The sequence below is a fragment of the Pseudomonas sp. NFX1 genome, assembly GCF_051123555.1.
GTDB classification, from domain to species: domain Bacteria; phylum Pseudomonadota; class Gammaproteobacteria; order Pseudomonadales; family Pseudomonadaceae; genus Aquipseudomonas; species Aquipseudomonas capeferrum.
On sequence record NZ_CP169366.1, the window covers coordinates 1,940,465 to 1,958,203 of the forward strand.

At 65.4% G+C, this 17,739-nt stretch carries 12 protein-coding genes; 2 read left to right on the top strand and 10 right to left on the bottom strand.

Going from position 1 to position 17,739, the window contains the following annotated elements; genetic code table 11:
• Positions 1-435: 435 nt before the first annotated feature.
• The 9 genes from bcsC to DJ563_RS08475 are packed head-to-tail and all read right to left on the bottom strand — an operon-like array spanning position 436 to position 14,145.
• Entirely contained in the window at positions 436-3,954 is a 3,519-nt protein-coding gene (gene bcsC, locus DJ563_RS08435) for a cellulose synthase complex outer membrane protein BcsC (protein ID WP_434519267.1), read from the bottom strand.
• On the bottom strand, positions 3,942-5,057 hold the full coding sequence (gene bcsZ / locus DJ563_RS08440; protein ID WP_434519268.1) for a cellulose synthase complex periplasmic endoglucanase BcsZ: 1,116 nt from the start codon (positions 5,055-5,057) through the stop codon (positions 3,942-3,944). The genes bcsC and bcsZ overlap by 13 nt, the downstream gene beginning before the upstream one ends.
• Positions 5,057-7,339, bottom strand: coding sequence for a cellulose biosynthesis cyclic di-GMP-binding regulatory protein BcsB (gene bcsB / locus DJ563_RS08445; protein ID WP_434519269.1), 2,283 nt, complete (start codon positions 7,337-7,339; stop codon positions 5,057-5,059). The genes bcsZ and bcsB overlap by 1 nt, the downstream gene beginning before the upstream one ends.
• The gene (gene bcsA / locus DJ563_RS08450; RefSeq protein ID WP_434519270.1) at positions 7,336-9,945 is read right to left on the bottom strand and encodes a UDP-forming cellulose synthase catalytic subunit; all 2,610 of its coding nucleotides are present in this window, start codon (positions 9,943-9,945) and stop codon (positions 7,336-7,338) included. Before bcsA ends, bcsB begins: the two co-directional genes overlap by 4 nt.
• A complete protein-coding gene (bcsQ, locus tag DJ563_RS08455; protein ID WP_434519271.1) occupies positions 9,942-10,649 on the bottom strand; it encodes a cellulose biosynthesis protein BcsQ in 708 nt (235 codons plus the stop codon). Before bcsQ ends, bcsA begins: the two co-directional genes overlap by 4 nt.
• Positions 10,646-10,864 carry a cellulose biosynthesis protein BcsR gene (bcsR, locus tag DJ563_RS08460; RefSeq protein ID WP_434519272.1) on the bottom strand — a complete coding sequence of 73 codons (219 nt, stop codon included), beginning with the start codon at positions 10,862-10,864 and terminating at the stop codon, positions 10,646-10,648. Before bcsR ends, bcsQ begins: the two co-directional genes overlap by 4 nt.
• The gene (gene bcsG / locus DJ563_RS08465; RefSeq protein WP_434519273.1) at positions 10,861-12,480 is read right to left on the bottom strand and encodes a cellulose biosynthesis protein BcsG; all 1,620 of its coding nucleotides are present in this window, start codon (positions 12,478-12,480) and stop codon (positions 10,861-10,863) included. Before bcsG ends, bcsR begins: the two co-directional genes overlap by 4 nt.
• Positions 12,473-12,658 (bottom strand): cellulose biosynthesis protein BcsF, encoded by a 186-nt coding sequence (gene bcsF / locus DJ563_RS08470; protein WP_186655988.1) that lies wholly within the window; start codon positions 12,656-12,658, stop codon positions 12,473-12,475. Before bcsF ends, bcsG begins: the two co-directional genes overlap by 8 nt.
• Positions 12,655-14,145, bottom strand: a complete 1,491-nt coding sequence (locus DJ563_RS08475) for a BcsE family c-di-GMP-binding protein (protein ID WP_434519274.1) — start codon at positions 14,143-14,145, stop codon at positions 12,655-12,657. Before DJ563_RS08475 ends, bcsF begins: the two co-directional genes overlap by 4 nt.
• Before the next feature lie 437 nt (positions 14,146-14,582).
• Between DJ563_RS08475 and DJ563_RS08480 the strand changes: the two genes are divergently transcribed.
• Entirely contained in the window at positions 14,583-16,154 is a 1,572-nt protein-coding gene (locus DJ563_RS08480; RefSeq protein WP_434519275.1) for a diguanylate cyclase, read from the top strand.
• Between the two features lie 18 nt (positions 16,155-16,172).
• Here the strand turns inward: DJ563_RS08480 and DJ563_RS08485 are convergent, their stop codons facing one another.
• Positions 16,173-17,060 carry a MerR family transcriptional regulator gene (locus DJ563_RS08485; RefSeq protein ID WP_434519276.1) on the bottom strand — a complete coding sequence of 296 codons (888 nt, stop codon included), beginning with the start codon at positions 17,058-17,060 and terminating at the stop codon, positions 16,173-16,175.
• A 154-nt stretch (positions 17,061-17,214) separates the two neighbouring features.
• On the opposite strand from DJ563_RS08485, the gene DJ563_RS08490 reads away from it, so the two are divergent.
• Complete coding sequence (locus tag DJ563_RS08490; RefSeq protein WP_274099251.1) at positions 17,215-17,661, top strand: PAS domain-containing protein; 447 nt, start codon at positions 17,215-17,217, stop codon at positions 17,659-17,661.
• Positions 17,662-17,739 lie beyond the last annotated feature (78 nt).

Here is a 17,739-nt window from a genome sequence, read left to right on the forward strand (position 1 = left end):
GGTGTCTGTCTTGGGTTTGGAGGTGGGGCGAAGATCGAGCGCCGCCCGCGCGGCGCATCGCGAGCTACGCTCGCTCCTACGTTTGTTTCGGGCCAGTTATTCCTGTGGGATTTGCGCGCGAACGCCTTGGGCACCTGGCTGGATATCGTGTCGTACAAACAAGGCGGTCGCGTGCACGGGTGCAGGCGTTACTGGCCCGAAACAAACGTAGGAGCGAGCGTAGCTCGCGATGCGCCGCGCGGGCGGCGCTCGATCTGACAGGCGCTGAAAATGCCAAGCCAGGCACCTGGTGGCCGCGAATACAATCTCCAGGCATCCCATCTCCCCTTAAAAAAGCCGAGGGCATTCTGGCCTCAGTCGCCCATGCGGCACGGGCCCTGGATATGTAATGTTCATTGGTATATTTCTGAAACACCACACTAGGCTCACCGTGCCTCAACGCCACTCGCTGTACGGCTCCAGCGGCGTCACCGGCAGCGCGAGGTTGCCCCGCCACGGCTCGAACAGGTAGCGCAAGTAAAGCATGCCGTGGCTTGGTGCATAGTCATCGCTGTGCTGCCAATCGAACCCGCCCCCCAGCACCCAGTGGTCGCTCAGGCGGCGCTCGAACAGGCCGCGCAGGCGGTAGCCCAGGCCGCTGCTGTCGCTGGCATCGTTCATGGCATCGATGTTCGAACGCACGTCAAACTGCGCCAGTACCTTGTGGTTGATGGGCGCGTCCGGGTACAGGCGGCTGCGGCCGCTGTGGGCTTGGGACCAACCGACCGAACCCTCCAGCAGTAACGACCAGTCGTAGTTGCGCCAGGCGTAACTGACCGGCACGCCCACCGACGTGTAGCGTTGCGGGCTGTAGTAGCCGCCCTGCCCCAGGCTGTAGCCGCCCAGGTCCTTGTCGTGACGCCAGTGCATCAGCGTCAGGCCAACGCGTACGCGCTCGTCGGCTTTTTCCACCAGGCGGTGGTAGTAGCCGGCCATGGCGCGGGTGCGCTGGTTGTCGGCGACGTTCTCGCCATACAGCCAGTGGTGCCCCAGGCTGGCCCAGACGCCGTTATCGCCCCCTTGGTCCCAGCTCAGGCCAAGCGTGCCGCCATTGGCCGTGACTCCGCCCCAGCGTACGCCGGTTGCCGGGTCGCGTGCCCCGGCGAACGACAGCAGCGAGTTGCTCATCGGCCGCCGCGAAGCGGTCAGTGACCAGCCGACCTGGCCCAGGTCGCCGTTGACCGTTGCCCCACCCAGCCAGTTGTTGACTGCGTAGCCCTGGGTGGTGCCCAGGTCGAAGGCCCAGCGGTTGCCCTGCCAACCCAGCGCCAGCACACTGCCGTTGGCTGTCTGCGAGCCGCCCGTACACGCGGGCAGCGATTTTCCGTCAGCCGTCTGGCCAACAAACTGGCAGCTGCCGAAGTCGGGGGTGTAGCGCCCCTGATCGTTCTGCTCGAACGAGCCCGCATCCATGCCGATACGTTCTATACGCGCAAAGGCGGTGCCGTCCTGCCAGGGGGTATCGACATGCAACAAGGTCGACTGGGTGCTCAGCTCGGACGTGCCCGGCGTACCGTCATCCTCGCGCCAGCCGTAATCATGCATCAGGGTCACGTGGGTATTGCGCTGGCGATACAGGGCATCGACGTCGCTGCGCAAGCTGCGCGCCAGCCAGTCATCGGCGCCCTGCTCGCGGCTGGCCAGTGTCAGCGCGCGGTCGTCGCGTGGCGACACGGCGGCGCGGTCGAGCAACTGCGCATCGGCCATGGCCGCCGCATAGAGGTCCAGCGCCCGTTGCGGGTCATCCTGCGCCACCAGGCGAGCGGCATCACGCCGCAACAACGGATCGGGGCGCACCTGCTGCGCTGCAATCCGGTCGAGCAGCCTCGCCGCTTGCTCGTGTTCGCCCAAGGCGACCCAGATCGCCGCCAAACGCCGTTGGGCGTTGCTGTCATCAGCGGCAAATTGTGGCACCTGCACGCCCAGCATGTGCCGGGCCTGCGCCAGGTTGCCTTGGGCCACGGCGCTTTCCATCACCCCAAGCCGCGCATCAGCACGCCCAGGCTGTACGGCAAGCACACGCTGGTAATAGCCACGCGCTTTGCCAGGTTCACCGCGCGCTGCTGCCCAGTCGCCCAACAGCATCACGTCATCCGGGCTACCTTCACCACGCGCCAGACTGGCTTCCAGCAAAGCTGATGCCTCGGCACTACGGCCTTGTGCCTGCAGCTGTTGCGCCGAGGCCAGGGTCATGCGCCGTTGAATACGCTGCTGCAGCGCGTGCATGTCCGGGTTCCAGGTTGCCTGCAGTACCGCGCCCAGGCTGTCCAGAGCCAAGGCATCACGGTCGCTGGACTCCAGAAACAGGCCGTGGGCATAGCGCGTCGCCGGGTCGAGTGGCTGGTGCTGCACCAGCCTGGCGAATGCCGCGTCGGCCTCGGCGGTGCGCCCCTGGTGACGCAAGCTGTTGGCCAGCTGATAGACCAGCCAAGGCTCATCGGGGGCCAAGGCAGTTGCCTGGCCCAGCGCCTGGCTGGCCGCCTGCCAGTCTTCGCGCTGCAGGGCTTCATCAGCCTGTTGACGCAGGCGCGCCAGTTCCAGGCTGCGGCGCAGGCTGGCGAATTGCGCTTGCTGGCGTGGCGGCAGGCTGTCCAGGTATGCCTGCGCCTTGTCTGGCGACTGCGCCTGGTACACACGCATCAGGCCACGCACAGCGCTTTCGTTATCCGGCGCCATGCGCCGCACCTGCAGGAATTGGCGCTCGGCAGCTGCCGCATCGCCCTCTGCCAGCGCGACATCCGCCAGGCCCAGCAAGGCGTATTCATCCTTGGGACGCTGCTGGCGTGCCTGCAGGTAAAGGGCGCGCGCGCCTCGCAGGTCGTTTGCCTGCAATGCCCGCTCAGCTTTGTTGAGCAGCGCCCAGTACTGGCTGGACGACTCCAGGTCTTTCCATTGGCTGATCCAGTAGGTGTCCTGCTCCTTGACGCTGGCCGCCCGGAACGCAGCGTTGGCGTCTTGGTAGCGGCTCTGGCGCATCAGCGCATAACCCAGGGCACCGTACAGGCTGGCATCGTCCGGGTACTGGCGCAGCGCCCGGCGCAGTTGTGCTTCAGCTTCGGCGTTACGGCCCTTGTCGAGCAACGCCTTGCCCCGCTGGCCAGCCTGCCAGGATGGGTCGGCCAGCAGTTTGCGCTGCTGTTGCAGGTTATCGCTGGCCTGGGCCAGCAGCGGCGAGGCCGGGTAGCGTTGCAGGAAAGCTTGCCAGGCCGCCGCACTGGCGGTGCTCACCGCCTGCCCGGACAGGTAGTCGAACTCGCGCTGGGCAGCGGCATCGCGTGCGCCAGGGTCGCGTGACAGTTGATCGAGCAGCGCCAGCGCTTCGCGGTCGCGGTTTTCAGCGAACAGCCAACCGGCCAGGGTCTGGCGCAGCCCGGCGCTGCCAGGGTACTGCCGGTCCAGTTGCTGCAACTGGCGGATGGCTTCAGGGCGTTGGCCTGGCAGGTTGCCGCGCACGCGCCAGTAGTCAAGGGCCAGCTCAAGGCTGGGCGGTTCACCCGCAAACAAGTGCTCATACGCCGCCAGCGCTTCTTCATTGCGCCCGGTAACGGCCAACAGGCGTGCCTGCTGCAAGCGTCGCGCCGCCTCTGGCTGCTGCAGCGCAAGCAGGCGCGTGGCCTGGCGTGCCTGCAGGCTGCCAGGCGCCAGGGCATTGATCCTGGCCTGCAACTGCTGGGCCTCGGTGGTGTTCTTGTCACGTAACGCCAGACTCAGGGCTGCCAGCAGCACGTCCGGGTTGCGCGGCTCCAGCAATTGCAGGCGGCCCAGTGCATCGCGCACCAGATCGTCACGGTGCAATGCCTCGCCCCGACGCACCTGGTCCAGCAGCCATTGGCGCTGTTCAGCGGCATCCTTGGGTTGCGCTACGGCCTGGCACGCCAGCGTCGCCAGCATCACCACGCCAATCATTCGCTGCATGGCGCGCTCCAGGCCGGCAACAAGCGGCCGTGCGAGTCAAAACGGTAACGGGCTTCATCCCAGCCCTGGCCAAACAGCGCGAGCACCTGGCCGTAATAGGCCTTGGCCTCGACTGGCTGCTCGTGCAGGCGCTGACGCTGGGCGGCAAGGCTGGCAACGTGCGCTGGCGACGCGGCCAGCAATGGCAGCAATGCTGCAGAGAACCCCGCCGGACCATGGCCGCTGGTGTTACCGCTGTGCGCATCCGCGCGCTCTGGCGGTAGCCCCTGGTGTGCGGTCACTGCCGCCATCGGGGCATAGTGGGCCAGCAGTTCGGCACGTTGCGCCGCGCCCTCGGCCAGCATGCCGACCCACAGGTACACGCGAATGGCGTCGTAGTCGCCGGCGTTGCCATGCTGCGGGTCCGCAGCCAGCTCACCGGCCGGCGTCCACAGCAGCCAGTCCGGGGCGAAGCCCTTTGGCGACGAAGCCAGCCACAGACGCCGCGTGTTGGCGGCCAGTTCGCCCCACAGCGGGTCCACCAGGCTGAAGCGGTCCAATACCTGCAGCGGCAGGTAGCTTGGGTTCAAGCGGGTGCCGTTGGCATCCTCGAAGCCGTAGTCACCAGGCAGCAGCATCACCCCCAGCCTCGGCAGCTTGCGCACGGTCTGGGCGGCGATGCGCCATAGCATGTGCTGCCCCAGTTGCGTATAGGCAGGCATCTCCCAAAGCCGCCCCGCCTCCAGCAGGCTGTAGGCAATCCACAGGTCGGCGTCGCTGGCGTTGTTGGCGTCCAGCACCTGCCACTGGTTCTGGCCCTTGCGGCCCCACAACCAGGCCGGCAGGTGACGCGCCAGGTCGCCCTCGGCGAGGTTGTTGCCGGTCCAGCCCAGCACCTGCGCGAACGCCTCCCGGTCATTGCCCACCAGGGCGAAGAACAGCGCATAACTCTGCCCTTCCGAGGTGGTGATCAGGCGCTCATCGCTCGGGTCGATGACCCGCCCGTCCACGCTCACCAGCTCGGCCTTGAAGCGCTCCCAGGCCGGCCACGGGCAGGCGGGTGCGGCATTGGCGAAAACGGGCAAGCCCAAGGCGACCAGCCCTACCAGCAACGGACGCACCATCACCCGCGCTCGCCCAGGCGACGACGGCCTGCCCAGCGCAATGCCCGCCACAGCAAGAAGGCAAACAGCACCACGCAAAGGGCCGCGATCGCCGCCAGCAACACCGGGTGCTCGGACAAGTGGAACCACAGCAACATCCACCAGGGCAGCGCACCGACAAAGTAGTGCTCGCCGACGAACTGGCTGGTGACGCCACTGCTGCGCACCAGCGTCACCGAACCGGCCACTGCATCGAGTTTGCCCACATCACCCAGCACGTCGCGCAGCAATGCGTAATCGCTGTCGCTGTTGGCCAGCAGGGCGACGACGCTGCGCTGCTCGTGGAACGGCGATTTCAACCCGGTGATGGCCGCGATCGGCGCTTGCGCGCTGACCGCCACACGGCTGCTTGCGGCCACCGGTGCGGTGTCGAAGCGCTGGCTGCCTGGCAACCCTGCGCTACGGCCTTGCAGCAACCAGTCACGCTGGGCGCTGAGCAGCAGGCCGAGGTTAGGCGCATCGCTCAAAGCCTCGGGCAAGCTGCCAATCAGCAACAAGTCGGCGTCGGCGGCCGTTGCCTGCTTCCAGTCATCGACCAGCTTCAGACCAAGCGCCGGGTAACCGATTTGCCCGGCCAGCCCACCAACCGCGTCGAGCAAGGTGCCAACCTGCATCGCCGTGGGCTTTGCCGGCATGATGACCAGGGTTTCGGAAAGGTCGGCCATGCGGCTGAACGGGAAGCCGCTGCGGGCGAAGGCGCGCAGGTCGGGCATGGCGATGTAATGGTGGTAGCCGGACAAGTCGATGGTCGAGTTTTCGTCGATCGCCGCGCGCACATCCACCGGCAGCGACGTCTGGCAATGATCGCGCTGGGCGCTGCCCAGGGTGCTGGCAAAGCTGAAATCGAAACGCAGGCGGTTGCGGTCGCCGATCTTCAACGCCGGCACCAGCGAGTTTTCGGTCAGTGCGCTGCTGTCACCTGACAGCACCGCCAGGCGCACCTGCTCGAGCGTGCCGCCGCGCCGGTCGTTGCCCACCAGCGGCATGCTGGTGATGTACTGGTCATTGACGCTGATACTCAGGCGCGATTCGTCAGTCACTGCCGGTGCCGTATAACGGTACAGCGTGCGCAACGGGATGCCCTGGTTGCGCCAGACGAACAAGTCTGGCGGCAAATTCAGTGACAGCGTCACCGGCCGCGGTTGCAGGCCACTGACTTGCAACTGCTCGGGGTAGTCGAGCAGTTCGGCGAAGCGCACCGGCCGATCGGTGCGCGTCCAGTTTGGCGCGTCGTAGGGCTTGCGCGGCTGCAGCGCGGTCATCTGCTCGACCTGCACCCGGGCACCACGGAACAGGTTGTTGCCAACCGCCAGCGCCGAAGCTGCCTTGATCAGGTCGTCATCGTTGCGCCCCAGTACCAACAGCACCTTGCTGAAGCGGTCGTGCGGATGGTCGATCATCTGCAACACCGGGCCGTCGACCAGCGGAAACTGCTGCAGGTCGGCGAGAAATGCCGGGCGACGTTCATTGCTGGCAAACACGATGCTCGGCTTGGGGGTGTCGGCACTGGCCGGCAGGCGGTTGTACAGCACCGGGAAGGTTGCCTTGCGCCAGCCGGCCTGGCTGCCGAAGTAAGACGCCAGGATCGCGGCCGCACGCTGCTCACCCAGGCTCGGCACACCACTGAACACCACCGGCAGCTCGACCTTGCCGGTGTCGCGCGCGTCAAAGAACGGCAGCGGGAAGTACGCCAGGTCGTTGTCCAGCGCCAGTGCCTGCTCGTGCAACTGCACCTGGCTCTTGCGGTTCAGGTTCAGCCACAGGCCGCTGTGCGCCGGGTCTTCGCAGATGTCGGTGTAATGCCCGACAAACTCCAGGCGGACCCGGTTGAAGTCGCTGAGCAGCTTAGGGTCCAGCGGCAGTTGGCGGCGCACGCGCTGGCCAAGCTGCTCCTTCTCCACCGGCACTACCCCCATCAGCTCGTCATTGAGGTAGACGCGCAGGTGCGACAGGTTCGGCAACAGCGCGGGCGAAGGCGTGTAGTCCAGCTGCAAGGTGGCTTCGGTGGCCAGGCGGTCGCGACGCAGGCCGAATTCGATGTGTTCGCTGTTGCGCACCCCCAGCAGCAGGCTGTCGGACGCATGCCCGAGCTGCTCGAAGGTTTTCGTAACCGGCCAGCTCGGCACCTTGGGTACGGCGGGCTCGGCAAGCGGGGCTTCGGAGGCGGCAGCGGCGCTCTGCGACAAGGCGGCAAACAGCGCCATCGCCAGGCCCCAGGTACGCGCGGGATAACCAGTCATCATGCGTCTCGATCAACAGGGTTCATGAAAGGGATAGGCCGCGGCGTGCGGGGCCTGTAGCTGGCCAGCCAATGCACCAGCGCGCGCAGCGGGCGCAACCACGTCCGCAGCCACGGCGGCATGTGCTCGACCAGGCGCAGGTAACCGACAGCGCCCAGCTTCAGCACCTCGACCAGGCTGCGCAGCGGGCGATCGGCCTCGTGTTGCTGGTGCCAGCCAAGCCAGGCATCGGCACGGGCAAAGGTGCAGTGAACCAGGTCTATGCGCTGTTGCTGGCTCAGGTCGTGGAACACCAGGCCCACGTGTTGCCCGACGGTACGGGTAACGCAGGCCTGGAAGGCAAACTCGCGCTGGCCACGGTTGAGCAGCAGGCGTACCTGCGCCCCGGGTTTGAGCGCAAGGCCTTGGTGCAACTGCAGGCCGACGCCGCCATCGGAGTAATCGACCAGGGTGCAGGGGTAGGCGTGACCGCTGGCCAGCACCAGCCCCGCCGGCAAGTGCATCTGCACCCGGTGGGCGCGGCGTACCTGGCGCACCTCGGCGGCCACGGCAACGGCGGCGCCGATGATCAGCAGGTTGTAGACCACCCACAACGAGCTGACGATCACCGTGCCGACTTCCGCCGCGGGGCCGGTGAACAGCCGCCACACGGCAAAGCCCAGGCCGGCCACGTTGAGTGCCGCAAGCCACAGGTAGGGCTGGGCGATGCGCCAGTCGAACTGCCCCTGCTCCATCAGGCCGCCCTTGGCGGTGACGTTGAAGGTGCCCTTCTTCGGCGCGAACAGCGCGACCGTGGTGGGGCGGGCGATGTACCAGGCCAGCACGGTCTCGTAGACCTCGCCCCAGAACGTTTGCCGGTACTTGCCCTGCATGCGCGAGTTGGTCAGGCTGGCGTGAATCATGTGCGGCAACACGTACAGCAGGATCATCAAGGCAGGCGCATAGATGATGTAGGCATGCAGCAACAGGAACGCCAGCGGCGCAGTCAGAAACACCAGCCGCGGCAGGCCGGCCAAGAAGTGCAGCATCGCGTTGGCGTAACACACCCGCTGAAACAGGCTCAGCCCGCGGCCGAAAATCGGGTTGTCGGTACGAAAGATCTGCACCATGCCACGCGCCCAGCGAATACGCTGGCCGATGTGCGCCGACAGGCTCTCGGTGGCCAGGCCCGCCGCCTGGGGGATGCTCAGGTAAGCCGAAGACCAGCCCTGGCGGTGCATGCGCAAGGCGGTGTGGGCATCTTCGGTCACGGTCTCCACGGCAAAGCCGCCAATGCTTTGCAGCGCCGTACGCCGCAGTACCGCGCATGAGCCGCAGAAGAATGCCGCATTCCACATGTCGTTCCCGTCCTGGATCAGGCCGTAGAACAGCTCCCCTTCATTGGGCCGGCGGCGGAACGAGCCCAGGTTGCGCTCGAACGGGTCTGGCGAGAAGAAGTGGTGCGGCGTCTGCACCAGCGCAAGCTTCGGGTCCTTGAGGAACCAGCCCACCGTCATCTGCAGGAATGAGCGCACCGGCACGTGGTCGCAGTCGAAGATGGCGATCAGCTCGCTGTCGGTCACACCCAGCGCATGGTTGAGGTTGCCGGCCTTGGCGTGCTTGTTGTCCGGGCGCACGATGTAGCCCACGCCGACCTCGTCGGCAAAGGCGCGGAACGCGTCGCGCCGGCCATCGTCGAGAATGTAGATGCGCAGGCACTCGCGTGGCCAGTCCAGGCCCAGGGCGGCCAGCACGGTGGTGCGCACCACCGCCAAGTCTTCGTTGTAGGTGGGGATCATCAGGTCGACCGTCGGCCAGTGCCCGGGGTTGGCCGGCAGGTTCGCCGGCTTGCGCTGCAGCGGCCAGCAGGTCTGGATGTAGCCCAGAATCAGCACGCACCACGAGTAGGTCTCGGCAGCCAGCAGGATCACCCCGCACACCAGGTCCGTGGTGTCGTTCCAGTTCAGGGTCGAGGTATAACGCCACCACAGGTAGCGGCAAGAGATGATGGTCGACAGCACGATCAGCATCAGGGTCGGAAAGCGGCCCGGCATGTGCCGCACCAGCATGGCAATACCCAGAAGCAGGCAGATGAACGTCAACTGTGCCAGGTAGCCGAACGGCTCGGTCACGCACAGCAAGGCCAGGCCAAAGGCGCAGAGCGTCAGCACACCATAGAAGGCCCAGCGGGCGAATACGCTCAGGCCGCGCAAGCGTGCCGAGGCTACCTGCTTGAAGGCACTGGCCCGATAGCGCGCGGGCAACCGTTGCAGCCGGTCGATCAACCGGCCACGGTAGTGCTGCACCCTCTGACGCGTGGTGTGCCATTGGCCGCGCACGGCACGCCAGGCCTTGCTGGCCGGCCCTGGTTGGCGTGGCAGCGGTTGGCGCCGTAGCAGCAGCCACAGGCTCTGGATCAACACCCGCACGGGGTCGCCCAGGCTCGGGCGCTTGCCCGCCAACTGCGGGTACAGGCGCTGACGCTCGGCCAACAGGGCCTGCCAGGCGGGCGACTCCAGGCGCAAGAACAGCACGGCCAGCGCCACACCCAAGGTAAACAGCCAGGCGACCGGCCGCTGCGCGCCGCGTGTGGTGAACCAGGCGTAAGCCGACAGAGGGTTCAGGGTCACGACTGCCGCCTCGTCAGGCAGCGCACCGCCAGGCTCTGCACATCCCGGCAGGCCAGGCTCTGCGGCGCATAATGGCCAAGCGGGGCCTTGCACGCCAAGGCCTCGAGAAAGGCCTCGTCGCGGTGCACCACCTGCAGGGGCAAGCGATCACGGAACAGGTCGCGCCACACCATCAGGAGGTCGCTCTGCAAGCGGCTGGCCGGGTCGTAACGGTTGACCAGCAGCAGGTCGTAGCGCTCGATGGCTCGGCGCCCGAGCAGCAGATGGCTGGCCATTTCGGCTTCGGCCACCAGCACCCGCACATCGGTCTCGACGCAGTGGCCCGCAGCCGCGGCCGGTAACTGCGGCACGTCGAACAGCAACCAGTCGAAGTGTTCGGCCAGTTCAACTTGGCGAGCGGCCCAGGTTGCAGCGTCGGCCGCCGGGTGCAGCGCATCGCCAGGTGCATTGCCGAACGGCATCAGGCACAGCCCATCGAGCACCTCGTATACAGCGTCGGTGTACGGCCGCCCTTCCCGCTCGGCAAGCGCCCAGCCCTCGCGCGCCTCCAGCGGCAGGTTGAAATGCAGCCCCAGCAGGTTGTCCGGGCACAGGTCGATCAACAGCACCCGCTCACCCACGCCCTGCAGCGCATAGCCCAGCGCGGCCAGCAAGGCACTGCGCCCCAGGCCACCGCGCACGCCGTGCAACGCTAGGCTGGTCATGGCAACACCGCCTCGCGCTTGGGTACAGGCATAGGCAGCCCATCCTGGGCACTGGACCGGCAGCTTTCACCCAGCAACGGCCAGCGCTGCAAGGCCTGCTGAACCCCCACCAGCATGGAAATATCCTGATAGTTCAGGTCCGGCATATCCAGGTGCTGGCGCAGTTGGGCAATGTCGTCACTACGGTCGGCAGGGTCAGCGTTGCCAGGCTTCATCGGCTCTCCTCGGGGATAGGCTGCCAGTCAGGCTGGCCTTGCAGGCGCATATAGGCGCGCCCCTGGTAGTTCAAGACCTGCGCACCGGAGGTTTCCGCGACCTGTTCGGTGGTCGGCAGGTCGTTCAGCAGGCTGGGCACATCCAGTACCTGCTGCTGGCCAAGGCCGGCGTACACCCGCGATATCACTTCGGACAACGCCAGGTAGCTGGTGGGCGCCGAGACCCGCAGCGGCTCGCTGCGCCCAGGCTGCCCCATGCCGATGAACTTCAGGCCAACCGGCACATGGGTAATCGACGGCGTGGGGATTTCGCGCATGCCCGACAGCTGCATGCGGTCGCCATGCAGCGCGGCGCCATGCTCCGGGACGATGGCCACGACCACGCGGCGGCCACTGCGCTCCAGTTCGTCGAGGAAGGTGCCCAGCTCGCCGAACAGGCGGTTGGCGCGGGTGGCGTAGTCGGCGACGCGGGTGCCGCCGTCGGCGGTGACGATGCGGTTGCCGTCATGCAGGCTGATGCTGTTGTAGAACAGCGACACATGCTCGGCCGGCGTGCCTTTACGCTGCCCCCACCAGCGCCGCAACACGTCCAGGTCGCTGGCAATCGGCGAGCCGTCGAAGCCGACCAGTGCCCGCGGGAAATCGGTGTTGCGCAGGCCGGGTTGCGGCATGTGCTGCTGGGTGATATCGCCGATGAAGTTGTCGAAGCGCCCGCTGTGGTTGAGCAAGGTATTGCTCTGGAAGCCAAGCCTGGCCAGGTTCTGGAACAACAGGCACTGCTCCGGGGCGCTCTGGTACAGGCCCGCGTGGGACGACTGCCCACAGCTGGCACGCAGTACGCGAATGGCGGCCGGCCCGCTGTAGGACGTGGCCGAGTTGAACTGATCGAAGACCACGTCCAGGCGCGAGAGCAGCGGGTTGTCACGCAGCCCCACGGCCGACAGGTCATCCCAGGCCAGCGAGCAGATGTTGATCACCAGCAGGTCGAACGGCTGCTCCTCGGCATTCATGGCAGGGAACGCCGTTACCCGTTCACGCTCACTGGCAAAGAACCGCTCAAGCCAGCCGTCGAGCGTGGCGTTGTCGGCCAGCGCCGTGGCCTGCGCCTGCGCAGCGGGGCTGGTAGTCACCGTGCCAGGCGCCTGGCCCGCAGTGAACCCCAGTGACGGCAGCCCGCCGACGGCCAGCCAGCCCAGCCCTAACAGGCTCAGGGTACTCAGGCGCAGCCAATGGCGCAGGTACAGATACCCCACCAACAGCAGTGCCAGCGCGCCCATCAGGTTCCAGTTGATGAAACGGCCCAGCAGTTCGAGCAGGTAGCTCCACGAAAAATCGAGTACCCCCGGCTGCGCCAGCAGGCGACTGAACGGCGGCAACCAGGTGTCCTGGTAGAACAACGCGATGCCAATCGGCAGCGCCGCCAGCTGGCGCGCAATGCGCAACCACTTGCCCGGCAACGGGATCAGCAGAAACGCTGCGAACAACAGGTTCGGCAGCGCCTGGAAGTCGAGCATGCCCAGAGCGACCAGCAGGAACTTGGCCAGAAAATAGAGGTTCCACGCTCCCAGACCAGGCCATCGGGCCAGAACCGGGAGCGTGACGGTTGTATTAGTCATTACGGGGTTCCTGGCGTGCAGCGCGGTGGCGTACGCCCAGCGGTTTCAGGTAACGGGGGGAAAGGCGGCGGTGCAACCAGCCGCGCAACACTGCGCGCAGGCGCACCACCAGCAAGGCCAGGCCCAAGGTGACCAACGCAGTGAGGGCGATCACTTGCAGCAATTGCGCGAAGTTCATACTGCGCCCCGCTTGCCCAGGGCGACCCGGCGCGGTGCCAGTGCCGGCCGCGCGGGCGTGGGCAACTGCGCCGCTGCATCGACCCGCGGCGGCTGCGGCGAGCGGTTATCGAGGAAGGCCGGGGCGGCCAGGCTGTCGACGCCGGCAAGCACTTCCTGGCTGATGAACAGCTCTTTCCATGACAACTGGAAGATGTGATCAAGCGCCTGTTCGACGCCTTCGGAACGGCAGGCAAACAGGAACAGGAACAACACCTCCCCGACCACACAAGCGATGTCGCCGTCGCGGCGGAACACCGTACGCGAGCATGCCTGCAGCGGGGTCAGACCTGGGGCCGGGCGCAATACCAGCAACTGGTGGACGATTTCGCCGTTACGTACACCGTGCCACATGCTCTGCACTGCTTCGGCGAACGCATCAGGCGCTACCAAGCCGCAGATCGCGAGTGGCCGCAAACGCGTGAGCAAGGCATCGAAGTCGGTTGGCAGGTGTCGGCGCCAGACATAACCCTGGATGCTTTCCACCATGGTCAGGAAGCGTGACAGGCTGGCGCCAAACGGCACGATTTGGGTGGCGCCGCAGGCCAGCAGCAGTTGTTCATCCTGATAGCGCAAGGTGGGCGCCATTTCGCGCACTACCAGCTTCAAGGCATTGCCACGCAACTGGCGCAAGCGGTGCAGCTGGCGCGCCAGGCTGTCCAGCCGCTGCCCGCCATCCATGGCGAAAATGACCGTGGCGGACACCGCTCGGCTGGCGCGGTCAGCCAGTTCGTCGAGGCTTTCGCAGACCTGCCAGTGCTCGGAGAAGGCAGGCGCCCCTTCAAGGACCGGCCGCTGGGCCAGGCACAACAGCTCATCGCCACCGGTATCGGTGGGCGCCTGCGGCGTACCGGCAACGGCAAACCCCGCGTCAAGGCGCACCAGCTCCATGTCCCGGGTGCCCGCCTTGCCAAGCGGGTTGCTCCAGAAGTGCTGCAGGTAACGGACCCCGCCTTTGCCGCGATACACCTGGGCCAGGCCGTCGACGCCCTGGTTGAACACGCGCAGGCACTCCACCAGGCCGGCACTCTGGCCACCGCTGATGACCAGCAGCAGCGCCGCCTCGGCCAACAACAGCGGGCGCAGCGCCTCGCACCAGCGCTCGACCTTGCCGTCTGCCCAGGCACCGGCAGGCGCCAGCGCGACAAGCACACGGCCAGGAACATCGAGACGGGGCAGATCATCGACCAGGTGCAGGGTGGCGTGAGGGTTGGCTTCATACAGCGCCAGCTCGCCCGGGCCCTTTGCGGCATCCAGTGCACTCAGCACATCACCCATGCCTTGCGCATTGGCGATCAGGGCTGCCCGCGTTGGTTCGGGCAACCCCTCCACCACCTGGCGGCAGAGCAAGGTGGCGTCTTCTGCGGTGTCACAGGCCAACCAATACAGTCCCTGTAGATGAAGCTGGCTGCTTTCGGCGCCTAAGCCGGAGATTGCCAACAACGGCATTCCATTCGTCAAAACACTGGCTCTAAATTAAGAATTGAAACGGATTTCGGGAGGAATATCGCATGCGCGCTAGGGTGGCATTTTGATCTTCGTCAAAAAAATAGCAAATTAGCTTGCGATATAGCGTAACCGTCAATCTTACAGCACGAAGGCAAAATGCTGGCGCGCTCAAATGTAATTAATTGCAAGGAGATGTTCGGTTAGGGCTGTGAGGCGTATGGGGAAGGGGTGCCTGGCTTGGTTTCTTCAGGGGTGCGTATATCGAGCGCCGCGCGGGCGGCGCTCGATCTTCATCCACCGTTGCCGCGCGTTGAATCAACGAGGTAGGACGTTCCTGCGCAATGGCGAAGACAGTTTGCAGGGCTGCGCGGTGCACAACCCGATTCCTGTCTAAGCTTCTGCCAGCATTTCCAGCAGTTGAGGCTTACGACGTACTCATGGGCAACGTTCTGTCATCGCATATCGGCCTGCGTGGCCTGATTTTGAGCTTTGTTCTACTCGCCGTGCTGGGCACGCTGTGCAATGGCCTGATCACCGCCTACGGCGTGCAACGCGATGCTTTGGTCCACTCGGCGCTGGAAGCCAACCGTGCCTACGCGTTCAAGGTGGCCTCCAGCATCGATGGGTTCCTGTACTCGGTCAATGAGCGCCTGAAATACAGCAGCCAACGCCTGGGCCGCGACATTGGCAACCCAGCCTTGCTGGAGGAGGAAGCGCTTCGCTTGCAGGCCCAGGACTCGGAACTGAACAGCGTGCTGATCACCGACCCTGCGGGCAAGATCCTGCAGGCATACCCGCCTGGGGTGCAGATCGGTTCGACGGTGGCTTCTACTGAGTTGCACGCAGCACTCAAACAACGGCAGCCCTTGGTCAGCCAGGCATTCACTGCGGCCAACGGCAAGCTCATCATCTTTGTGTCGCAGCCGATCTTCAGCCCGGCCGGCCAGTTTCTCGGGCTGGTGGGCGGTTCGGTGTACCTGCAGCAGCGTGGCGTGATGCATTCGCTGATTGGCGAACATCACCTCGATGGCACCTTCGCCTTCGTCGCCGACGGCAACCGCCGCTTGCTTTACCACCCCGACCAACAGCGCATCGGTGAAGTGCTCGGCTGGAGCGAGACGGTGGACATCGCCCTGCACGGTGAAAACGGCACCCTGGAAACCGTCAATTACCGGGGGGTGCCGATGCTTGCCGGGTTTGCCCATGTGCAGGGGTCCAACTGGGCTGTGGTGGTGCAACAACCGCAGGCACAGGCACTGGCACCACTGGGCAAGCTGATGCGCGACATGCTGATCAAGATCATCCCGGCCGGGGTGGTCGGCTTTGCTCTGATACTGCTCGGCGTGATGCTGATCACCCGCCCGTTACGTGCACTGGCCGGCCATGCCATCGACCTTTCGGCGCCCAATGCCACGGCAGAACTGTCCGCGATCAATGCCTGGTACGCAGAGGCCGCGGCGATCCGCCAGGCACTGGTGCTGCAGGCGCAACACCTGCAACAGAAGATCGGCACCTTGAACGCCGCTGCCGAAACCGACCTGTTGACCGGCCTGGGCAACCGGCGCGCGATGAAGGCGGCACTCGAGGCCCTGGATGCATCGCAGCAGGCTTATGCGGTACTGGCGTTGGATATCGACCACTTCAAGCGGGTCAACGACACCTTCGGCCATGATGTCGGCGACCTGGCCCTGCAGCAGGTGGCGCAAGTGATCCGTGCCTGTACGCGTGCAGGGGACCTGCCCTGCAGGGCCGGCGGCGAAGAGTTCTGCCTGCTGCTGCCGAACACCGGGCCGAGTACTGCGAAAGAGGTCGCCGAGCGTATTCGCTCGATGCTGAGCGCCACGCCCATGAAGCAGGTCGGCACGCTGACGCTGTCTATCGGTGTGGCTTGCCGCAGTACAGAGACCCCCACCGCCGCAGCCATCCTCAAGCGTGCCGACGAGCGCCTGTACCTGGCCAAGGAAAATGGGCGTAACCGTGTGGTGGCTGAAGATCGCGTGCTTTCCTAGATGCCTGCCGCTACAGGGTCAGAAATCCAGGGCGCCGCTGAGCAAGGCGTTGAGTTTGCCCGCGACGTCGGCGCCTTGCTCGTCCAGCAGGCACAACGCAATGCCTTGCAACGCCGCCTGAGAGCCGGCGAGGCCCGCACCTATCAGCGCCAGCGGGCAGGCAATCTCCATCTGCAACGCGCGCAGGCGCCTGGCCAACACAGGGCCAACCGGTGCCTGCAGCGCAATCACCAGTGCCGCCGGCTGCATCGCCGCACACAACAGGGGCAGCTCTTCCAGCGGTTGCCCGCAGCCGAGCACCTCGATGCGTTGATGCTCGCCGCTCAACAGCAGCCCGGCACACAACACTTGCAGTTCGGCTTGCCCTTCGGTGCCTGCCAGCAGTACGCGCGGCGCATCGGCCTGGTTCATCTGCAGGCGCAGCATCAAGCGGGCGCGCAGGAACGTATCGAGAAACAGCCATTGGCTACGCTGGCCGAACGCACTGCCTGAAGCCAGCTCATGCCACACCGGCAGCAGCACTTCACGCAGTACGGTGGCCTTGGGCATGAGTGTGAACAACTGGCCATGCAGCCCTTCCAGCGCCTGCGCATCGAATGCCTGGGTTGCGCGCACTACGGCGGCGCGCCAATCGTCAAAGGCCGAGTGCGGCTGCACAGGCGCCTCAGGCTGGCCTGCGAGCATGTCGCCAACCTTGCTGATGGGCAGGCCGTTGGAGGTCCAGCGCAAGATGTCACGTATACGCTGGACATCCCGGGCCGTGTACAAGCGATGGCCGCCCTCGGTGCGCTGCGGGCGAATCAGCCCATGCCGCCGCTCCCAGGCACGCAAGGTCACCGGATTGATGCCGGTCAGGCTGACCACATCGCGCATGGGTAGCAAATCAGGTGGGGTGGCGTCAGTCATGGCGAGGGGGCTTCCGGGGGGTGCCCTATTCTAAACCCATCTGCACCTTCTGCGGCGAGCGGCCTTGGTTCATCATGCAGCAAACGGCGCCGAAGCCTTCTGCACAGAGGCTACGCTGCGCATATCGCATACGAGATTTATGTGGGTGGGCCCTATGATCAACGCAAAACTCCTGCAACTGATGGTCGAGCAGTCCAACGATGGCGTCGTCGTCGCCGAGCAGGAGGGCAATGACAGCATCCTTATCTACGTCAACCCTGCCTTCGAGCGCCTGACGGGCTACAGCGCCGAGGACATCCTCTATCAGGACTGCCGTTTTCTTCAGGGCGAGGACCATGACCAGGTCGGCATCGCCACCCTCCGCGAGGCGATCCGCGAAGGCCGCCCCTGCTGCCAGGTACTGCGCAACTACCGCAAGGACGGCAGCCTGTTCTGGAACGAGCTGTCCATCACGCCCGTGCACAACGAAGCGGACCAGCTGACGTACTACATCGGTATCCAGCGCGACGTCACAGCGCAGGTGTTTGCCGAGGAAAAGGTACGCGAGCTGGAGGCGGAAGTGGCTGAGTTGCGTCGGCAACTGGGCCAAGCCAAGGGCTGACCCAAAAACCTATACAAGATCGTTTATTTGTATAGATTAACGCTCAGGCTTCAGCTATACCTGTACAACAAATCATTG

What these genes read in the sequence shown, in the direction of transcription:
- bcsC (WP_434519267.1), bottom strand. Translation starts at nt 3,954, where the DNA reads ATGCAGCGAATGATTGGCGTGGTGATGCTGGCGACGCTGGCGTGCCAG.
- bcsZ (WP_434519268.1), bottom strand. Translation starts at nt 5,057, where the DNA reads ATGGTGCGTCCGTTGCTGGTAGGGCTGGTCGCCTTGGGCTTGCCCGTT.
- bcsB (WP_434519269.1), bottom strand. Translation starts at nt 7,339, where the DNA reads ATGATGACTGGTTATCCCGCGCGTACCTGGGGCCTGGCGATGGCGCTG.
- bcsQ (WP_434519271.1), bottom strand. Translation starts at nt 10,649, where the DNA reads ATGACCAGCCTAGCGTTGCACGGCGTGCGCGGTGGCCTGGGGCGCAGT.
- bcsR (WP_434519272.1), bottom strand. Translation starts at nt 10,864, where the DNA reads ATGAAGCCTGGCAACGCTGACCCTGCCGACCGTAGTGACGACATTGCC.
- bcsG (WP_434519273.1), bottom strand. Translation starts at nt 12,480, where the DNA reads ATGACTAATACAACCGTCACGCTCCCGGTTCTGGCCCGATGGCCTGGT.
- bcsF (WP_186655988.1), bottom strand. Translation starts at nt 12,658, where the DNA reads ATGAACTTCGCGCAATTGCTGCAAGTGATCGCCCTCACTGCGTTGGTC.
- DJ563_RS08475 (WP_434519274.1), bottom strand. Translation starts at nt 14,145, where the DNA reads ATGCCGTTGTTGGCAATCTCCGGCTTAGGCGCCGAAAGCAGCCAGCTT.
- DJ563_RS08480 (WP_434519275.1), top strand. Translation starts at nt 14,583, where the DNA reads ATGGGCAACGTTCTGTCATCGCATATCGGCCTGCGTGGCCTGATTTTG.
- DJ563_RS08485 (WP_434519276.1), bottom strand. Translation starts at nt 17,060, where the DNA reads ATGACTGACGCCACCCCACCTGATTTGCTACCCATGCGCGATGTGGTC.
- DJ563_RS08490 (WP_274099251.1), top strand. Translation starts at nt 17,215, where the DNA reads ATGATCAACGCAAAACTCCTGCAACTGATGGTCGAGCAGTCCAACGAT.